The sequence below is a fragment of the Acinetobacter sp. 1424608 genome (assembly GCF_000588255.1).
Classification (GTDB): domain Bacteria; phylum Pseudomonadota; class Gammaproteobacteria; order Pseudomonadales; family Moraxellaceae; genus Acinetobacter; species Acinetobacter nosocomialis.
The window spans coordinates 138,839-156,480 of record NZ_JFXL01000003.1 but is presented as its reverse complement, the minus strand read 5'-3'; the positions used below and the strand labels follow the sequence as shown (position 1 = coordinate 156,480).

Genomic DNA, 17,642 nt, shown 5'->3' with positions numbered 1-17,642 from the left:
TATGTCTCCAACAACAGCTGCAAACCAAGCAAAAAAATTGATTAAAGTGCCTGAAATGCGCCGTATCAAACATATTCATTTTGTGGGTATTGGCGGTGCAGGTATGTGTGGTATTGCTGAGGTGTTAGCTAACCAAGGATATAAAATTTCCGGTTCAGATATTAAAGCTTCAAAAACCACACAACAATTAGAAGAAAATGGCATTAAGGTCTATATTGGACACGAAGCAGAAAATATTAAAAACGCCAATGTGCTTGTTGTGTCAACGGCTATTGATCCAGAAAACCCGGAAGTGAAAGCCGCAATTGAGCAACGTACCCCAATCGTACGCCGTGCAGAAATGCTCGGTGAGCTTATGCGTTACCGTCATGGTATTGCGGTAGCAGGCACACACGGTAAAACCACGACAACGAGTTTGTTAACTACAATGTTGGCTGAAGAAAATCTTGATCCAACTTATGTGATTGGTGGTTTACTTAACAGTACAGGCGTAAATGCGGCACTTGGTGAAAGCCGTTTTATTGTTGCTGAGGCTGACGAATCGGATGCATCTTTCCTTTATTTGCAGCCAATGGCAGCGATTGTGACCAACATCGATGCTGACCATATGGACACCTATGAAGGCAGTTTTGATAAATTAAAAGATACTTTCGTACAGTTCCTTCATAACTTGCCATTCTATGGCTTAGCTGTAGTTTGTGGTGATGACGCAAATATTCGTGAGATTTTGCCGCGTGTAGGCCGTCCAGTTATTACTTATGGTTTTAACGAAGATAATGACATCCGTGCAATTGATGTAGAACAAGATGGCATGCGTTCGCACTTTACGGTATTGCGTAAAGGCCGTGAGCCGTTGCGTTTAACCATTAATCAGCCTGGTTTGCATAATGTTTTAAATGCTTTGGCTGCGATTGGTGTTGCAACTGATGAAGGTGTTTCCGATGAAGCAATTAGCCGTGCATTAAAAGGCTTTAGTGGTGTTGGACGTCGCTTCCAAGTACAAGGTGAATTTGAGCTTGGTGAAGGTAATGTGAAATTAGTCGATGACTATGGACATCACCCTAAAGAAGTGGAAGCTACGATTAAAGCTGCTCGTCAAAGTCATCCTGACCGTCGTTTAGTGATGCTTTTCCAACCACATCGTTACTCTCGTACTCGTGATTGTTTTGATGACTTTATTGAAGTTTTATCTCAAGTCGACCAATTATTATTACTAGAAGTTTATCCGGCTGGAGAAAAACCAATTGTTGGCGCAGATAGCCGTACTTTGGCGCGTAGTATTCGCTTGCGTGGTCAGGTTGAGCCGATTTTAATTGATCCGGTTGAAGGTAATTTGCAAAACATCATGCAAAATGTGTTACAACCAAATGACTTGTTATTAACGCAAGGTGCAGGTAACGTGGGAGCAATTTCAGTAGAACTTGCACAGCACCATTTGTATGTGAAATAAACAAAAAGTATTGAATTATCGGGTTAAGGATTTAAACGTGTCAAATGCTACAAAATTCGGCAAAGTTGCTGTGTTACTTGGTGGGAAATCGGCTGAGCGTGCTGTGTCTTTAGATAGTGGTCAGGCAGTTCTGGACGCTTTGTTACGTTCAGGTGTTCAGGCTGAGGCATTTGATCCGCAAGACCGTAGCGTGACTGAACTTGTAAACTATGACCGTGCATTTATTGTATTGCATGGTCGTGGTGGCGAAGACGGTCAAATCCAAGGTGTGCTTGAGTGGTTAAACATCCCTTATACAGGAACGGGTGTACAAGGTTCTGCAATAGGCATGGATAAGGTCAAAACCAAGCAAATCTGGCAAGGTAGTGACTTACCAACTGCACCGTATCGCATTATTACTAAAGAAACAGATCTAGGCTCAGTCATTGCTGAATTAGGTTTACCTGTCATTATCAAGCCTGTACATGAAGGTTCAAGTGTAGGCATGAGTAAGGTTGAAAAGGCTGAAGACTTTGCAGCAGCAATTGAAAAGGCAACTCAGCACGACGCTGTTGTCATGGCAGAAAAATGGATTACGGGACGCGAATTTACGATTTCATTCTTAAATGGCCAGCCGTTACCTGTTATTCGTTTGCAGCCACCAGCAGATGTTGCTTTTTATGATTATGAAGCAAAATATCAACGCAATGATGTCGAATATGGCATTCCTTGCGGTCTTAGCGAAACCGAAGAGAAAAAACTACAAGCCTTATGCTTACGCGCTTTTCAGGCTGTAGGTGCAGAAGGTTGGGGCCGTATTGATGCAATGCAGGATGAGCAAGGTAATTTCTGGCTTCTAGAAGTAAATACTGTGCCGGGTATGACCAGCCATTCACTTGTGCCAAAAGCTGCTAAAGCCGTGGGCTATAGCTTTGATGAATTGTGTGTTGCAATTCTTGAGCAAACATTGGAAGGTACGGCTTAAATATGGCACAACTTCCGGCTTCCATGCGCCGTAAACGTGCGGCGATTACCTCCATTCATGAAAAACCGCCTACGCGCAAGCAAAAGCTTGCCAATGCTGGCGGATGGGTGCTGTTGGTTATTGCCTTTTTAGTCTTGGCGGTCGGAATTTACGGTCTATATAAAGTTATTACTGATGCAACTGTCGCAAAGCTTGAGGTGGTAGGTTCAACAACTCCGGTTGAGAATCAGCAAGTGATGCGATATGTGCAGCCGATTGTAAAAGATAATTACTTTACGTCTGACTTAGAGCAGATTCGTGATAAAGCATTAGAAATTTCATGGGTAGACCGAGTTGTCGTATCTCGTGCCTGGCCAAATGGTATTCGTGTTCGTGTGATGCCTCGCCATGCGATCGCCCGTTGGGGAACAGGTCGCTTATTAAGCGATGGTGGTGACGTATTTAGTGAGGCAGAACCGAGACTTCATCCTGAGCTTCCGCTGTTACATGGTCCGGTAAGCCAGTCTAAAATGATGATGCGACGCTATAATGAAATTAATCAGTTATTCCATCCTGTTAATTTGCGTTTAAAAGAGTTATATCTAACAGAGCGAATGACTTGGTTTATGCAGTTTGATTCTGGTTTACGAATTATTGTTGACCAAGATCAAACAATGAATAAATTGCAACGTTTAAGTCATTTGGCACAATCTGACGTAAAACCTGTGTGGACGAAAATCTCAGCCATTGATTTGCGATATCGTAATGGATTATCTATTCAATGGAAGAATGCAACCCCACCTAAAATTGTGAATGGTCAGTTTGTTGTAACGAGTGATGACACAAGCATTGCAGGTGGTGCAAAAGCAAAGCCATAATACGTGGCTTTAAAATAGGCAATTTGCCTGGTATTAGACAACAAAGAAATGGTATGAGTGATGAGTGAAGCTGTTCCCTCAGTTGTTGCGATTGACATTGGGACGCATAAAGTTTCAGTTTTGATTGGAAAAATTCATGCGCCGGATAACATTCAGGTTATCGGTATGGCAACTGCTCGCAATCGAGGCATGAACAAAGGAAAAATTGTAAGTCTCGATAAAGTCATTGCTGCGATTAAAAACGCCGTTGCTGAAGCGGAAAATATGGCCGAATGTCGCATTCATAGTGCGTGGGTATCTATTCCGAGTACCGAGTTGCAAAGTTTCTATGCTTCTGGACGCACACCTGTTGCTAACCCAGCACATGTGATTACAACCAATGAAGTTGTCCGTGCATTAGAGTTAGCAAAAGCAAGTCATGTGACTTCAGACTACTATCTAGCGAGTGCAGTGCCACTCGGGTTTGAGTTAGGTGATTCTGCAGAATGGGTCCAAAACCCAATCAATATGACTGCTCACAGCATGACTGGCCACTATCAGCTCATGATGATGCCGATTGCCACTATGCAAAACCTTGATCGTGCTATGAAAGGTGCGAACATTGGTGTTGAGAAAATGGTGGTCTCTTGCTTGGCTACGGCTGAAGCAAGTTTGCTGAAAGATGAAAAAGAATATGGCGTTTGTTTAGTTGATATTGGTGCAGGTATTACCAATCTGGCAGTTTATTTAGATGGCCGTTTGGCTTTAGCACGTACATTACAACGTGGTGGTGAGCATGTGACACGTGACATTGCTGCTGTGTTGCAAACAACTACTGAAGAAGCTGAACGCATTAAAATTCTGCATGGCTGTGTTGATCTAAGTGCTGTTAAGCCTGACCATATGATTCAAGTACAGGGTATTGATGGTCCGCAAACGATTAGCCGAATTGAGTTAGCGGAAATTATTATTGCTCGTTATGAAGAGATTTTCAGCCAGATTCGTGAAGAACTCGAACAAAGCGGTGCAATCCATGGTCTGTATCATGGTGTAGTGTTGACAGGCGATGCTTGTCAAATCGAAGGTATGGTAAGTTTGGCTCGTCGTATGCTGGGTGTGTCTGCTCATTTAGGTAATCCACCATTACAGGTGTATGCTGATGATCAGCATCAGGCTGCATTACGCCGATCAATGTATGCGACAGCAGCTGGTTTGCTTATGTTTAGCCAAAGCGAATTACAAGAAGCTGTTGAGGAACCTGAAGAGGGGAATGACCGTTCGGTATGGGAACGAATGGTGAATGGCTGGAATGCGTTTAATAGCAAACTTAAAGCCATTTTTTAGGATGTATGGATTTATTGGTAGAATTGTTAGGAAGTTGTAAGAGAAAACCACTGTACTTGACAAGGTTTGTATTGCACAGCATTCTTAAAATTAGTTATTTTTGAAAATCAAGGCAGTATACGGGCTGAAGTGACTGCCATAATGTATTAGGAACCCTAAAGGTCATGGCCTCATTTGAATTTATAGAAGATGAACTAAACGATGGCAACGGTCAAGCCCGTTTCACTGTATTTGGTGTAGGTGGCGGTGGCGGTAATGCCGTTCAGCACATGGTACAGTCTGATATTCAGGGTGTTAAATTCGTTTGTGCCAATACAGATAAACAAGCACTTGACTGTATGAATGCCCCTTTCAAAATTCAGTTAGGTGAGCAAAGTACACGTGGTCTAGGTGCTGGTGCTAACCCTGAAGTAGGTCAGGTTGCCGCAGAAGAAAGCCGTGAAATTATTCGTCAGCACCTTGAAGGAACTGACATGGTATTTGTAACCGCTGGTATGGGTGGTGGTACAGGTACTGGTGCAGCTCCGGTTGTTGCCGAAGTTGCTAAAGAAATGGGGATTTTGACTGTTGGTGTTGTAACAACGCCATTTAACTTTGAAGGTCGTCGTCGTCAAAAATCTGCTGAGCGTGGTATTGAAGCGCTTGAAGCACATGTTGATTCATTGATTATTATTCCTAATCAACGCTTATTAAGCGTGTATGGTGATATTTCAATGAAAGATGCCTATAAAAAGGCAGATGATGTATTGTTAAACGCTGTACGTAGTATCTTTGACCTTGTGGTTAACCGTGGTCACATTAACCTTGACTTCGCCGATTTGAAAACTGCAATGAGTACTCGCGGTTATGCAATGATGGGTGCTGGTTTAGGCCGTGGTGAAGACCGTGCTCGTCAAGCTGCTGAACAAGCCATCCGTAGTCCACTACTTGATAATGTGAATATTATTAATGCAAAAGGCGTGTTAATTAACATTACAGGTGGTGATGACATTACGTTACGTGAAACTGAAATCATTACTGATGTGGTTAACCAAATTGTTGACCTTGATGAAGGCGAGATTTTCTACGGTACAGTATTTGATCCAGATGCGCGTGATGAATTACGTGTAACTGTGATTGCAACTGGTTTAACACGTAATGCAGCTGATGCAGAACCAAGAAAGCGTAATACTGTAAGTCATACAGCAACTCAATCTGCACAATCTGTAGATGAAGATGACGTTCCAGCAATTAATAAGCGTCAAAATGCTGAAAATGATGTGAATAATGCACCAAGTTCATCACCGCGTTCTTCTCCAATGAGCATTCAAGATTACTTGAAAAATCAGCAACGTAAGTAATATAGCGTTCAATCTATTAAAAGGCAGTGTATAAACACTGCCTTTTTTTATTTTTGATCAATGACTAAATATGCTAACGTATAGCGGTTTTAAAAAAGAAGTTACAAAGCATGGTGAAACAACGTACTCTCAGTCGTGTGGTAAAAGCGAGTGGAATAGGTCTTCATAGCGGTCAAAAAGTGATGATCAATTTCATTCCACATACCGTGGATGGAGGTATTGTATTTCGCCGTATCGATTTAAATCCACCTGTCGATATTCCTGCCAATGCATTGCTCATTCAAGAAGCATTTATGTGTTCAAACCTTGTCACTGGTGATATTAAGGTAGGGACAATTGAGCATGTGATGAGTGCGATTGCGGGTTTAGGAATTGATAATTTAATTGTAGAAGTGTCAGCATCTGAAGTCCCCATTATGGATGGTAGTGCTGGACCATTTATTTATTTGTTAATGCAAGGTGGCTTGCGTGAACAAGATGCACCGAAAAAATTTATAAGAATATTAAAGCCAGTTGAAGCTTTAATTGATGATAAAAAAGCGATTTTTAGACCACATAATGGTTTTCAACTCAACTTTACGATTGATTTTGATCATCCTGCCTTTGCAAAAGAATATCAATCTGCGACTATCGATTTTTCTACTGAAACCTTTGTGTATGAAGTCAGTGAGGCACGTACTTTTGGTTTTATGAAGGATTTAGATTACCTCAAAGCAAATAATTTAGCTTTAGGGGCAAGTCTAGACAATGCCATTGGTGTAGATGATACAGGTGTTGTGAACGAAGAAGGCCTACGATTTGCCGATGAGTTTGTTCGACATAAAATATTAGATGCAGTAGGTGATTTGTATTTACTTGGTCATCAAATTATTGCCAAGTTCGATGGCTATAAATCAGGACATGCTTTAAATAATCAGCTATTACGCAATGTTCAAAGTGATCCGAGTAATTATGAAATTGTAACATTTAATGACGAGAAAGACTGTCCAATTCCATACGTGAGTGTGACATAAGTCATTGTCTTTATTTAGCTATGTTATAATGTAACAATAAAAACTGTGATTTTAATCACATAATAAGAACGATTCTAATTAAGGAATAGAAAGCTCATCATTTTTTATTGCTTGCCAAACGTAGTAAAGCTTGGCTAAGCTTAGGGTCGCTCACGAAGTCGGCAGCACTACGTAACATTTCTTGTGTTTCCGGGGGGATGGATTTAGAAGGCTCAGATGGGGGCGCTGTAGGAATAGTTTTATTTCTTAAGCGAACTTGAATTCTTTGTAGGTCTTTTAGTCCTTCGAGTTGAGATAATTTAGATATATATTGGCTCTGTAAATAGCTGAGTTGACTAATCATTGCCTGATTTTCACCAGTAATAATTAAAGTGCCATTTTGATAACACACAACCTGCCATTGTTCCGGTTGGGGCAATAAGGGTTGGATTATTTTCGTAAGTCTTTGCCATTGCGCGACTTGCGTTGTTAGAAACGTAAGGTTTCCTGTTTTTATGTGTTTTCCGGATTGTTGAAAAACGTTATCGGGTTTAGACATTGATCGTTCTCGAATGATTTCTTGTCCTAATCTTAAGCGTTCATTTCAACTGATATCAAGGAAGAGATCATAAGGAACTTGAGTAAGAACAGTTTCAAGAGGTTTTTATGCACACGCGTCGTATTTTATTAGCGTTTTCACTTGCCGCTTCGGCTGCATCGGTTGCTTTTGCAGATTATCAAAATATTAACCAATCTACTGATTCAGATCGATTGGAACAGTTATCAAAAACATTATCTCAAGGTTCATATACACATCCTGATGATTTAGATCTTCCGGCGAGTGCTAAAGTTTCAGTCACTTTACGTCCTAAAACAGTTGAGCTCAATAATGACTCACTGGCAAAAAAATATGGCCATACGACTGCAAAAAATTCTTTTAATGCCTCTTCTTCAAATCCTTATTCTTGGTTAGTTTCTCATCCTCTTCCAGATAGCGTACGTGTTTCTTCTAACTTTGGTGGTCGTACCATGGGTGGTCGTGCAGAGCATCATGGTGGTTTAGACATGTCGGCACCAAGTGGTACACCGATCTATGCAACTGGCCCTGGTATTGTAACTAAATCAGGTTGGGGTACAGGTTATGGACAATATGTTGAAATCAACCACGGTAATGGTTATTTAACACGCTATGCACACGCTTCACGTTTATTAGTTCGTGTAGGTGACCAGGTTTCTGCTGGTGATCATATTGCTAACGTGGGCTGTACAGGTCGTTGTACAGGACCACATTTACATTATGAAGTAGTTAAAGATGGTCAACGTAAGAATCCATCAACTTACTTAGCAATGTTGCCTTAATAGAGTTTCATAAAAGTTCAAGGTTATTAAATTTATGAATCTGAAATGAACATAAACCTTTCTTAACGCAATGATCGTATAAAAAAACGCCAATATTGGCGTTTTTTTGTTATTTTGTTTACTGCTCGGTCAATGACTATTCATTCAGAAAATAATAGAGCCCCCTCACATTCACCCGTGGCAATAACTTGAGAGGGGCAAAACGTGGTAAAAATACAAAGTAGATTAGAGAACAAGGAACAGGTGAATTATGGCGTTTTACGGTGACTCCGACGCACAAGAAACCCAAGAATGGCAAGATGCATTCGATTCAGTTTTACAACATATGGGAACTGAGCGAGCGGCATTCTTGTTGGAAAAACTTTACCAACAAGCAATTGCTAAGCATGTTCCAATTCAACGTCTCAATACACCTTACTTAAATACAATTTCTGTTGAAGAACAACCTGCAATGCCAGGCGACCAAGATATGGAACGCCGTATTCGTGCATTGATTCGTTGGAATGCCTTAGCAATGGTACTTCGCGCGAATAAAACAGGTGATGATTTAGGTGGTCACTTGGCGAGCTTCGCATCAAGTGCAACATTATATGACGTAGGTTTTAACCATTTCTTCCGCGCAAACAGCGATAACTTTGGCGGAGATATGATTTATTACCAAGGACACTGTGCTCCTGGTATTTATGCACGTTCATTCCTTGAAGGACGTTTAACTGAAGAACAGTTAAGTAATTTCCGCCGTGAAGTTGGCGGTAACGGTTTACCAAGCTATCCACATCCGTATTTAATGCCGGACTATTGGCAGTTCCCAACTGTATCAATGGGTCTTGGTCCAATCATGTCGATTTATCAAGCGCACATTCAAAAATATTTGATGAACCGTGGCCTGATCAAAGAAGAAGATCGTAAAGTTTGGGCATACCTCGGCGATGGCGAGATGGATGAGCCAGAAAGCTTAGGTGCGATCTCACTTGCTGGTCGTGAGAAGCTTGATAACTTAATTTGGGTAGTTAACTGTAACTTACAGCGTCTAGATGGCCCTGTACGTGGTAACGGTAAAATTATTCAAGAACTTGAATCGATCTTCCGTGGCGCAGGCTGGCGTGTCATTAAAGTAGTATGGGGCCGTCATTGGGATCCACTACTTGCTAAAGATACAAGCGGTGCATTAAAAGCACGTATGGAAGAAGCTGTTGATGGTGACTATCAGCGTTATCAAGTAAAAGGTGGCGCGTATACACGTGAAAAATTCTTTGGTAAGTACCCAGAAGCTGCGGAACTTGTAAAAGATTTAAGCGATGAAGATATTGATGCGTTAAACCGTGGTGGTCATGACCCTTACAAAGTTTTTGCTGCATATGCAGAAGCGATGAAAGCGAAAGGCCAACCAACAGTGATCTTGGCGAAAACCATTAAAGGTTATGGTTTGTCTGAAGAAATTGAAGCGGTAAACAAAACACACCAAATCAAAAAGATGCAAATTGACTCTTTAAGATATGTACGTGACCGTTTCAATCTTCCATTTTCAGATGAGCAATTAGAAGAGCTTCCATTCTATCGCCCAAGTGAAAACTCTCCAGAAATGAAATATATGAAAGCACGTCGTGAAGCTTTAGGTGGATACCTGCCTGCACGTCGTCGTGAGAGTGAATCTTTAGCAATTCCTGAATTATCTGTATTTGATGCAGTGTTGAAAGGTTCGGGTGGCAAAGAGCAATCAACTACTATGGTGATGGTTCGTTTAATTGCTGCTTTACTTAAAGAAAAAGCGATTAAAGACCGCGTAGTGCCAATCGTTCCAGATGAAGCACGTACTTTTGGTTTAGAAGGTATGTTCCGTCAGCTTGGTATTTATGCTGCTCACGGCCAAAAATACACGCCAGAAGACCAAGAACAGTTAATGCATTACCGTGAAGCAAAAGACGGTCACATGTTACAAGAAGGGATCAACGAAGCAGGTGCGATGAGTGCATGGGCTGCGTTAGCGACAAGTTATTCAACTAATAACTTGCCAATGATTCCAATGTACATGTATTACTCAATGTTTGGTTTCCAACGTATTGGTGATATTGCATGGGCTGCGGGTGACGCACAAGCTCAAGGTTTCTTGTTAGGCGCGACTGCAGGCCGTACGACATTGAACGGTGAAGGTTTACAGCACCAAGACGGTCATTCACATATCTTGGCAAACACGATTCCAAACTGCGTGTCTTATGACCCATGTTTTGGTTATGAGTTAGCGGTAATCGTACATGATGGCTTACAACGCATGTATGTGAACCAAGAGCGTGTGTTCTATTACTTAACAGTAATGAATGAGAACTACGAGCATCCTGAAATGCCAGAGGGCGTTGAAGAAGGCATTAAACGTGGTATGTATTTATTCGAGAAAGATGAAAAAGCAACTGTCCAGTTACTTGGTTCAGGTGTAATCCTTCGCGAAGTGATTAAAGCTGCGAAAATCTTACGTGATGAATACCAAATCCATTCAAACGTTTGGAGTGTAACAAGCTTTAATGAATTGGCACGTGATGGTATGGCATGTGAAGAATACAACCGTCTACACCCACTTGCTGAAGAAGTTAAAGAATCATGGGTATCTAAACAATTACGTGGTACGGAAGGTATCGTAGTTTCTGCTACCGACCATATGCGTGCTTATAGCGAACAAATCCGTGCGTATCTTCCAGATGGTCGCCCATTTGTTGCATTAGGTACAGATGGTTACGGCCGTTCAGATACACGCGCGAACTTACGTAGTTTCTTTGGTGTTGATGCTGCACACATTGTTGTTGCTACTTTGAAAAAATTAGCTGACGAAGGTGAAGTAGACGCACGTTTAGTGAAAGATGCAATTTCTAACTTTGAGTTAGATACTGACCGTCCGGTTGCATGGGCTCCACAAGCACATCCGGAAGTTCAGCCAGTTGCTGAATACAATGAAACGCAAACAGGTGAGGGGAACTAAGCATGCAAATTAAGACCCCTGATATTGGTGTAGATAAAGCAAACGTCGCTGAAATTTTAGTAAAAGTTGGCGACCGTGTTGAAGTTGACGACAGTATCGTTGTGCTTGAGTCTGATAAAGCAACTGTTGAAGTGCCTAGCACTTCAGCAGGTGTCGTAAAAAGCATCTTGATTAATCAAGGTGATGACGTGACTGAAGGTGTTGCTTTGATTGAAATCGAAGCAGAAGGTGCGGCACAAGCAGCTCCGGAACCAACACCAGCTCCTGCGGCTGAAAAGCCAGCTGCTCCAGCACCTGCACAGCAAACTCAAGCTTCAGCTCAACCTGCTGCTACATCAACTGCAACTGTTGACGTGACTGTACCTGACATTGGCGTTGAAAAAGCATTGGTTGGTGAAATCCTCGTTAAAGTGGGTGACCAGATCGATGTTGAACAAAGTATTGTTGTTGTAGAGTCAGATAAAGCAACTGTGGAAGTTCCAAGTAGCGTTGCTGGTACTGTAGAAAGTATTCAAGTGAAAGAAGGCGATACCGTTAAAGAAGGTGTTGTTCTTATTCAAGTGAAAACAGCAGCTGCATCTAATGCGCAAGCAGAAGCTCCTGCTACTACACCAGCTCCAGCTGCGGCAGCTGAACCGGTTGCTGCAAAGCAAGAAACTGTTGCGGCAGCTGCTACTCAATCTGGTCCAGTTGATATCAATGTTCCTGACTTGGGCGTAGATAAAGCAGTTGTTGCTGAAATCTTGGTTCAAGTTGGCGATAAAGTTGATGTAGACCAAAGCCTTGTTGTAGTTGAATCAGATAAAGCAACTGTGGAAGTTCCAAGTACCGTTGCTGGTGTTGTAAAAGCAATTCACTTGCAAGCAGGCCAACAAGTTTCACAAGGTATATTGCTTGCAACAATTGAAGCTGAAGGCCAAGCACCTGCTGCTGCACCAGCGGCAAAAGCAGAAGCAGCCCCAGCTCCACAGGCAGCAGCACCTAAAGCAGCTGCTCCTGCTACAACAAAGTCTGCACCTGCGGCGCCTACATCTGGCACTGATAAGTTAACGAAAGAGCAAGAAGCAGAAAACGCTAAAGTATATGCAGGTCCTGCTGTTCGTAAGCTTGCTCGTGAACTTGGCGTGATTTTGTCACAAGTTAAAACTTCTGGTGAGCATGGCCGTGTTGTTAAAGAAGATATCTTTGCTTATGTGAAGAGTCGTTTAACGGCACCACAAGCGGCACCAGTTGCTGCGGCTGCACCAGCAGTTTCGGGTTTACCAAAGCTTCCTGACTTTACTGCATTTGGTGGCGTGGAAGAAAAAGTACTGACGCGTTTGCAGCAAGTATCAATTCCGCAGTTGTCTTTAAACAACTACATTCCACAAGTAACTCAGTTTGACCTTGCGGATATTACTGAGTTAGAAGCTTGGCGTGGTGAGTTGAAAGACGGCTTTAAGAAACAAGGTGTAAGCCTAACAATTTTGGCATTTATTGCAAAAGCTGTAGCACACTTGTTGAAAGAAGAGCCTTATTTCGCGGGTCACTTGGCAGATGATCAGAAATCTGTATTGCTCCGTAATGAAATCCATATGGGTATTGCTGTTGCAACTCCAGATGGTTTGACAGTGCCTGTACTACGTAATCCTGACCAAAAATCAATTAAGCAAATTGCTGTTGAATTGGGTGAGCTCAGTAAAAAAGCGCGTGATAAGAAATTAACACCGAAAGATTTACAAGGTGCTAACTTCACGATTACAAGCTTAGGTTCAATTGGCGGTACAGCATTTACCCCACTAGTTAACTGGCCACAAGTTGCAATTTTGGGTATTTCACCTGCAACGATGCAGCCTGTATGGAATGGTAAAGACTTTGATCCACGCTTAATGTTGCCGTTGTCATTGTCTTATGACCACCGCGTAATTAATGGTGCGGATGCAGCTCGCTTTACAAATAAACTTACGAAACTTCTTAAAGATATTCGTACTTTATTAATCTAATGCTTTGAAAGAACATACTAAACCTCGCTTCGGCGGGGGTTTGTTTTAATGTCTATTTGACTTAATTTTTAGGTTAATCTACAGATTAAGCAGGATTTATCGAGAGTGAGGAGAAATTTCTCGTTATTACATAAAGGAGAAATAGTAAATGTTAGGTTTTCTGAAAATTATGTTGCCCTTACTATTGATTGTGTTTTTATTGATGGGAATATGGGTCAGTATTTTACACTTCCCATGGGAATGGATGACTTATGTGGTGATGGGTTTTGAGGTGTTTGTTGCTACTTTGATTTTGCCCTTTGAATATCAGGCTGGAACGAGCAGTAGCCTTATTGGTTTTATTCATATAAGTGCTTATTTTGCAGTGATATTAGGTATTGCACGATTAGTCGTGTGGGCGTGGGTAAAATTTGTTACTTGAAAGTTTGAAAAATCGAGTGACTTGAATATAATAAACGCATACTTCATTGGGGAGTAGCCGCTATTCACAGCAAAGGTGAATAGGTGATGGTCAACATAATTGTTCAACAGAACATGGTCATCATAGCTTAAACGTCTCATCGTTTCTGAGTTGGCAAGACCTTTGATTTACCACTCTGCAATCATTTTATGATATTTGGCTAGCAGGAGGGGTAGGTCATAGGCATTTATGCTAGCCAGAGAACCGACATGCAAGAATTTCTGATTTCTACTTCGATTGTTGCCCTTGCTGAAATGGGCGATAAAACTCAATTGTTGGCACTTTTACTATCTGCGCGTTTCCGTAAGCCAATTCCTATTTTAATTGCGATTCTTTTAGCAACACTTATTAATCATGGTATTTCTGCTGTGCTTGGACAGTGGATTACCACAGTTCTAAGCCCTGAAATTTTAGTCTGGGTACTCGCTGTTGGTTTCATTGGTATGGCATTCTGGATGCTTATTCCGGATAAGCTCGATGATGAAACCGATAGTATTAATAAATGGCAAAAATTTGGTGTTTTTGGGGCAACCTTTATTTTATTTTTCTTAGCAGAAATTGGTGATAAAACCCAAATTGCGACAGTCGCTTTAGCTGCACGCTATGACAGTATTTTCTGGGTGATGCTAGGTACAACATTAGGTATGATGATTGCCAATGCACCAGCTGTATTTATTGGTAATAAATTAGCTGAACGTCTCTCTATCTCACTGATTCATAAAATTGGTGCAGCTATTTTCTTCATTGTAGGTGTTTCTACGCTAGTACAACATTATTTCTTCTAAGTTATTTTCAATTTGTATAAAAACGCATTCATGAAGAGTGCGTTTTTTTTTAAGCTTTGAAGAAGTTAAACTTTACGATATAGCTTATTTAAGAAAATGTTAGAGGATTACTCAATTTCTTGATGATTCATTTCTAGAATAAGAAAAGTAAAATCTATTTTAAAATATTATGAGAAATATCAATTAATTCATTGCAAGCATTTTAGAATCCCTTTATTTTAGTAGGGATATAAAAATATCTAATATTTAAAATTTTTTTGGGGAATTGTATGGGGTTTGAAAAAACAACATCACAGATATTATTTGATAATGGCGTACATAAATGTATTAGTTTTACCAGTTTGGTCAAAGGGGAAGGCATACAAGCCAATCAATTTTTAATTATTGATCATGAACGAGCAGCCGTTATTGACCCAGGTGGTGACTTGACCTACGTTCCATTGACGATGGAACTTAATAAATATACTCGTCTTAAAAATTTGGACTATGTAATCGCTTCACATCAGGACCCAGATATTATTACTTCAATGCCTCGTTGGCTGGTTTATACCGATGCTAAGGTGGTGGCCTCTAAATTGTGGGCACGATTTTTACCTCACTTAAATTCATCATTTATGAGTGAGCGTATGAAAGGAAATTGGGAAGATCGTCTGATTGAGCTACCAGATCGTGGTCAAGTGATTCAACTAGGCGAATCAAAGCTTGTCATGGTTCCGGCCCATTTCCTACATTCGGTAGGTAATTTTCAGTTTTATGATCCAGTTGCCAAGATTTTATTTTCTGGTGATATGGGGGCTTCTATTGTGGAGGATGCAAGTCAGCCTCTGAAAGATTTTGATGCCCATGTGATGAAAATGAAGGCTTTTCATCAGCGCTATATGTGCTCCAATAAAGTTATTCGTTTATGGGTCAACATGGTCCGTCAAATGGATATTGAGATGATTGTACCTCAGCATGGTACTCCATTTATTGGTAAAGAAATAATTAATCAGTTTTTAGACTGGATTGAGACCTTACCATGCGGCGTAGATTTAATGACTGAGCAAATTTTTAGCTGTCCGACATAAAAAGTTATCTTCAATATCTTGAGTCCAATTTGAAATTTTTTTAGGATTTTGCGCCATAGAAAAAATTTTTGATGACGAGAATTTGAATAAAAATGTTATCTCAAGTTGCGACTCCAGATGAGTGCCTACGCTGTGGGGCGTGTTGTGCACATTTTCGGGTTTCATTTTATTGGGCTGAGGCCGAGTTAATGGATGAACATCTCGTTGAACCTTTAACACCCGTTTATTCGTGTATGCGTGGAACCAATCAAGCTCAGCCACGATGTCAGGCTTTAACAGGTGAAATTGGTAAAGAGGTAGGTTGTTCTATTTATGCTGTGCGTAGTTCTACCTGTAAAGAAGTACAGATTGCAGATGAACAGTGTAATAAAGCACGCTTGGCGCACCAATTGATTCCTTTGATTGAGGTAAGCCCAGCAGATTCAGAAAATGATCATGATTATGATCAGGTGAGTTAAATATGAGCTAACACGATAATAAGTGAGAAATATTTAGAGTAGGTAAATATCTATTGCTGAAAAAGGCAAAGATAATATGAAAATTGCATTGAAATTTGTTTATAATAGCTCACGGAATTTACCAGTGAGATTGTTATGCTGACCATCGTTCAAGAAGCGCTAACCTTCGATGATGTCTTATTACTTCCTGCCTACTCTACTGTTCTCCCAAAAGATGTCTCTTTAAAGACACGTTTAACTCGCGGCATTCATTTAAATATCCCATTAGTTTCAGCTGCAATGGATACGGTGACTGAGTCACGTATGGCGATTGCAATGGCGCAAAATGGTGGTATCGGGATTTTGCACAAAAACATGGATATTGCTGCTCAAGCTGCAGAAGTACGCCGTGTGAAAAAATTCGAAGCGGGTATGGTGAAAGATCCAATCACTGTAACCCCAGAAACCACAGTACGTGAACTTATTGCAATTACCAGCGCTAATAACATTAGCGGTGTACCTGTTGTTAAAGACGGCAAGGTTGTTGGTATTGTGACAGGCCGTGATACACGTTTTGAAACTAACTTGGAACAACCTGTTAGCAACATCATGACAGGCCAAGATCGTTTGGTGACTGTGCGTGAAGGCGAGTCTAAAGAAAATATTCAAGCATTATTGCAAAAGCATCGTATTGAAAAAGTTTTGGTTGTTGGCGAAAACAACGAACTTAAAGGTTTAATTACGGTAACTGACTTCCGTAAAGCTGAGAGTTATCCAAATAGTTGTAAAGATGATCTTGGTCGTTTACGTGTTGGTGCTGCGGTAGGTACAGGCGTTGAAACACCAAGTCGTGTAGAAGCATTGGTTGAAGCTGGTGTTGACGTCATTGTTGTTGATACAGCACACGGCCACTCTGCTGGAGTTATTGAACGTGTACGTTGGGTAAAACAAAACTTCCCTCAAGTCCAAGTGATTGGCGGTAATATCGCAACTGGTGATGCGGCATTGGCATTATTAGATGCAGGTGCAGATGCTGTAAAAGTAGGTATTGGTCCTGGTTCTATCTGTACGACACGTATTGTGGCAGGTATTGGTATGCCGCAAATTTCTGCGATTGACAGCGTTGCTAATGCATTGAAAGATCAAATTCCTCTAATTGCAGATGGCGGTATCCGTTTCTCTGGCGATATGGCAAAAGCGATCGGTGCGGGTGCAAGCACAATCATGGTTGGTTCACTTCTAGCAGGTACAGAAGAAGCACCTGGTGAGGTTGAATTCTTCCAAGGCCGTTACTACAAAGCATATCGTGGTATGGGCTCATTAGGTGCAATGGCTGGAGCGACAGGTTCTGCTGACCGCTACTTCCAGGATTCAAAAGCAGGTGCTGAAAAGTTAGTACCAGAAGGAATTGAAGGTCGTGTTCCATATAAAGGCCCAATGGGTAACATCGTTCATCAAATGATGGGTGGTTTACGTTCATCTATGGGTTATACAGGTTCATCAGTGATTGAAGACCTTCGCCAAAATGCAAAATTTGTGAAAATTACTTCAGCGGGTATGTCTGAGTCACATGTTCATGATGTAACGATTACTAAAGAAGCTCCGAACTATCGTGTTGGTTAGATTTTAGTAACCAAATCAAATAAGAAAGCCGTCAG

The 17,642-nt window shown here is 41.1% G+C and carries 15 protein-coding genes and 1 riboswitch; of the genes, 14 read left to right on the top strand and 1 reads right to left on the bottom strand.

Annotated features, from left to right (window positions below; all coding sequences use genetic code 11):
* The first annotated feature begins 1 nt into the window (after position 1).
* The 6 genes from murC to lpxC all read left to right on the top strand — a co-directional run bounded on the left by murC (position 2) and on the right by lpxC (position 6,947).
* The gene (murC, locus tag J678_RS08820) at positions 2–1,450 is read left to right on the top strand and encodes a UDP-N-acetylmuramate--L-alanine ligase (protein ID WP_004884918.1); all 1,449 of its coding nucleotides are present in this window, start codon (positions 2–4) and stop codon (positions 1,448–1,450) included.
* A 37-nt stretch (positions 1,451–1,487) separates the two neighbouring features.
* On the top strand, positions 1,488–2,414 hold the full coding sequence (locus J678_RS08815; RefSeq protein WP_031955565.1) for a D-alanine--D-alanine ligase: 927 nt from the start codon (positions 1,488–1,490) through the stop codon (positions 2,412–2,414).
* Positions 2,415–2,416: 2 nt separating this feature from the next.
* On the top strand, positions 2,417–3,271 hold the full coding sequence (locus J678_RS08810) for a cell division protein FtsQ/DivIB (RefSeq protein ID WP_031955566.1): 855 nt from the start codon (positions 2,417–2,419) through the stop codon (positions 3,269–3,271).
* 60 nt (positions 3,272–3,331) lie between these two features.
* Positions 3,332–4,594, top strand: a complete 1,263-nt coding sequence (gene ftsA, locus J678_RS08805; RefSeq protein ID WP_031955568.1) for a cell division protein FtsA — start codon at positions 3,332–3,334, stop codon at positions 4,592–4,594.
* A gap of 164 nt (positions 4,595–4,758) precedes the next feature.
* On the top strand, positions 4,759–5,934 hold the full coding sequence (ftsZ, locus tag J678_RS08800) for a cell division protein FtsZ (protein ID WP_002053783.1): 1,176 nt from the start codon (positions 4,759–4,761) through the stop codon (positions 5,932–5,934).
* Positions 5,935–6,044: 110 nt separating this feature from the next.
* Positions 6,045–6,947 (top strand): UDP-3-O-acyl-N-acetylglucosamine deacetylase, encoded by a 903-nt coding sequence (gene lpxC / locus J678_RS08795; RefSeq protein WP_002053908.1) that lies wholly within the window; start codon positions 6,045–6,047, stop codon positions 6,945–6,947.
* 97 nt (positions 6,948–7,044) lie between these two features.
* On the opposite strand, the gene J678_RS0103990 is transcribed toward lpxC, so the two are convergent.
* Positions 7,045–7,485 (bottom strand): DciA family protein, encoded by a 441-nt coding sequence (locus tag J678_RS0103990; RefSeq protein WP_004711488.1) that lies wholly within the window; start codon positions 7,483–7,485, stop codon positions 7,045–7,047.
* A 107-nt stretch (positions 7,486–7,592) separates the two neighbouring features.
* Here J678_RS0103990 and J678_RS08790 point away from each other — a divergent pair, with 107 nt between their 5' ends.
* The 8 genes from J678_RS08790 (at position 7,593) to guaB (ending at position 17,607) form a co-directional block, all read left to right on the top strand.
* Positions 7,593–8,285: a M23 family metallopeptidase gene (locus tag J678_RS08790; RefSeq protein ID WP_002053809.1), complete on the top strand. Its 693-nt coding sequence runs from the start codon at positions 7,593–7,595 to the stop codon at positions 8,283–8,285.
* Between the two features lie 250 nt (positions 8,286–8,535).
* The gene (gene aceE / locus J678_RS08785; RefSeq protein WP_002053926.1) at positions 8,536–11,253 is read left to right on the top strand and encodes a pyruvate dehydrogenase (acetyl-transferring), homodimeric type; all 2,718 of its coding nucleotides are present in this window, start codon (positions 8,536–8,538) and stop codon (positions 11,251–11,253) included.
* Positions 11,254–11,255: 2 nt separating this feature from the next.
* Positions 11,256–13,235, top strand: coding sequence for a 2-oxo acid dehydrogenase subunit E2 (locus J678_RS08780; RefSeq protein ID WP_031955572.1), 1,980 nt, complete (start codon positions 11,256–11,258; stop codon positions 13,233–13,235).
* Positions 13,236–13,383: 148 nt separating this feature from the next.
* Positions 13,384–13,656 carry a hypothetical protein gene (locus J678_RS08775; protein ID WP_031955574.1) on the top strand — a complete coding sequence of 91 codons (273 nt, stop codon included), beginning with the start codon at positions 13,384–13,386 and terminating at the stop codon, positions 13,654–13,656.
* Positions 13,657–13,692: 36 nt separating this feature from the next.
* Positions 13,693–13,889, top strand: a riboswitch (yybP-ykoY riboswitch).
* 15 nt (positions 13,890–13,904) lie between these two features.
* A complete protein-coding gene (locus J678_RS08770; protein ID WP_004711493.1) occupies positions 13,905–14,480 on the top strand; it encodes a TMEM165/GDT1 family protein in 576 nt (191 codons plus the stop codon).
* 269 nt (positions 14,481–14,749) lie between these two features.
* Entirely contained in the window at positions 14,750–15,547 is a 798-nt protein-coding gene (locus J678_RS08765; protein WP_031953547.1) for an MBL fold metallo-hydrolase, read from the top strand.
* A gap of 92 nt (positions 15,548–15,639) precedes the next feature.
* Positions 15,640–16,005, top strand: a complete 366-nt coding sequence (locus tag J678_RS08760) for a YkgJ family cysteine cluster protein (protein ID WP_002053785.1) — start codon at positions 15,640–15,642, stop codon at positions 16,003–16,005.
* Positions 16,006–16,140: 135 nt separating this feature from the next.
* Entirely contained in the window at positions 16,141–17,607 is a 1,467-nt protein-coding gene (guaB, locus tag J678_RS08755) for an IMP dehydrogenase (RefSeq protein WP_002053986.1), read from the top strand.
* Positions 17,608–17,642: the final 35 nt, after the last annotated feature.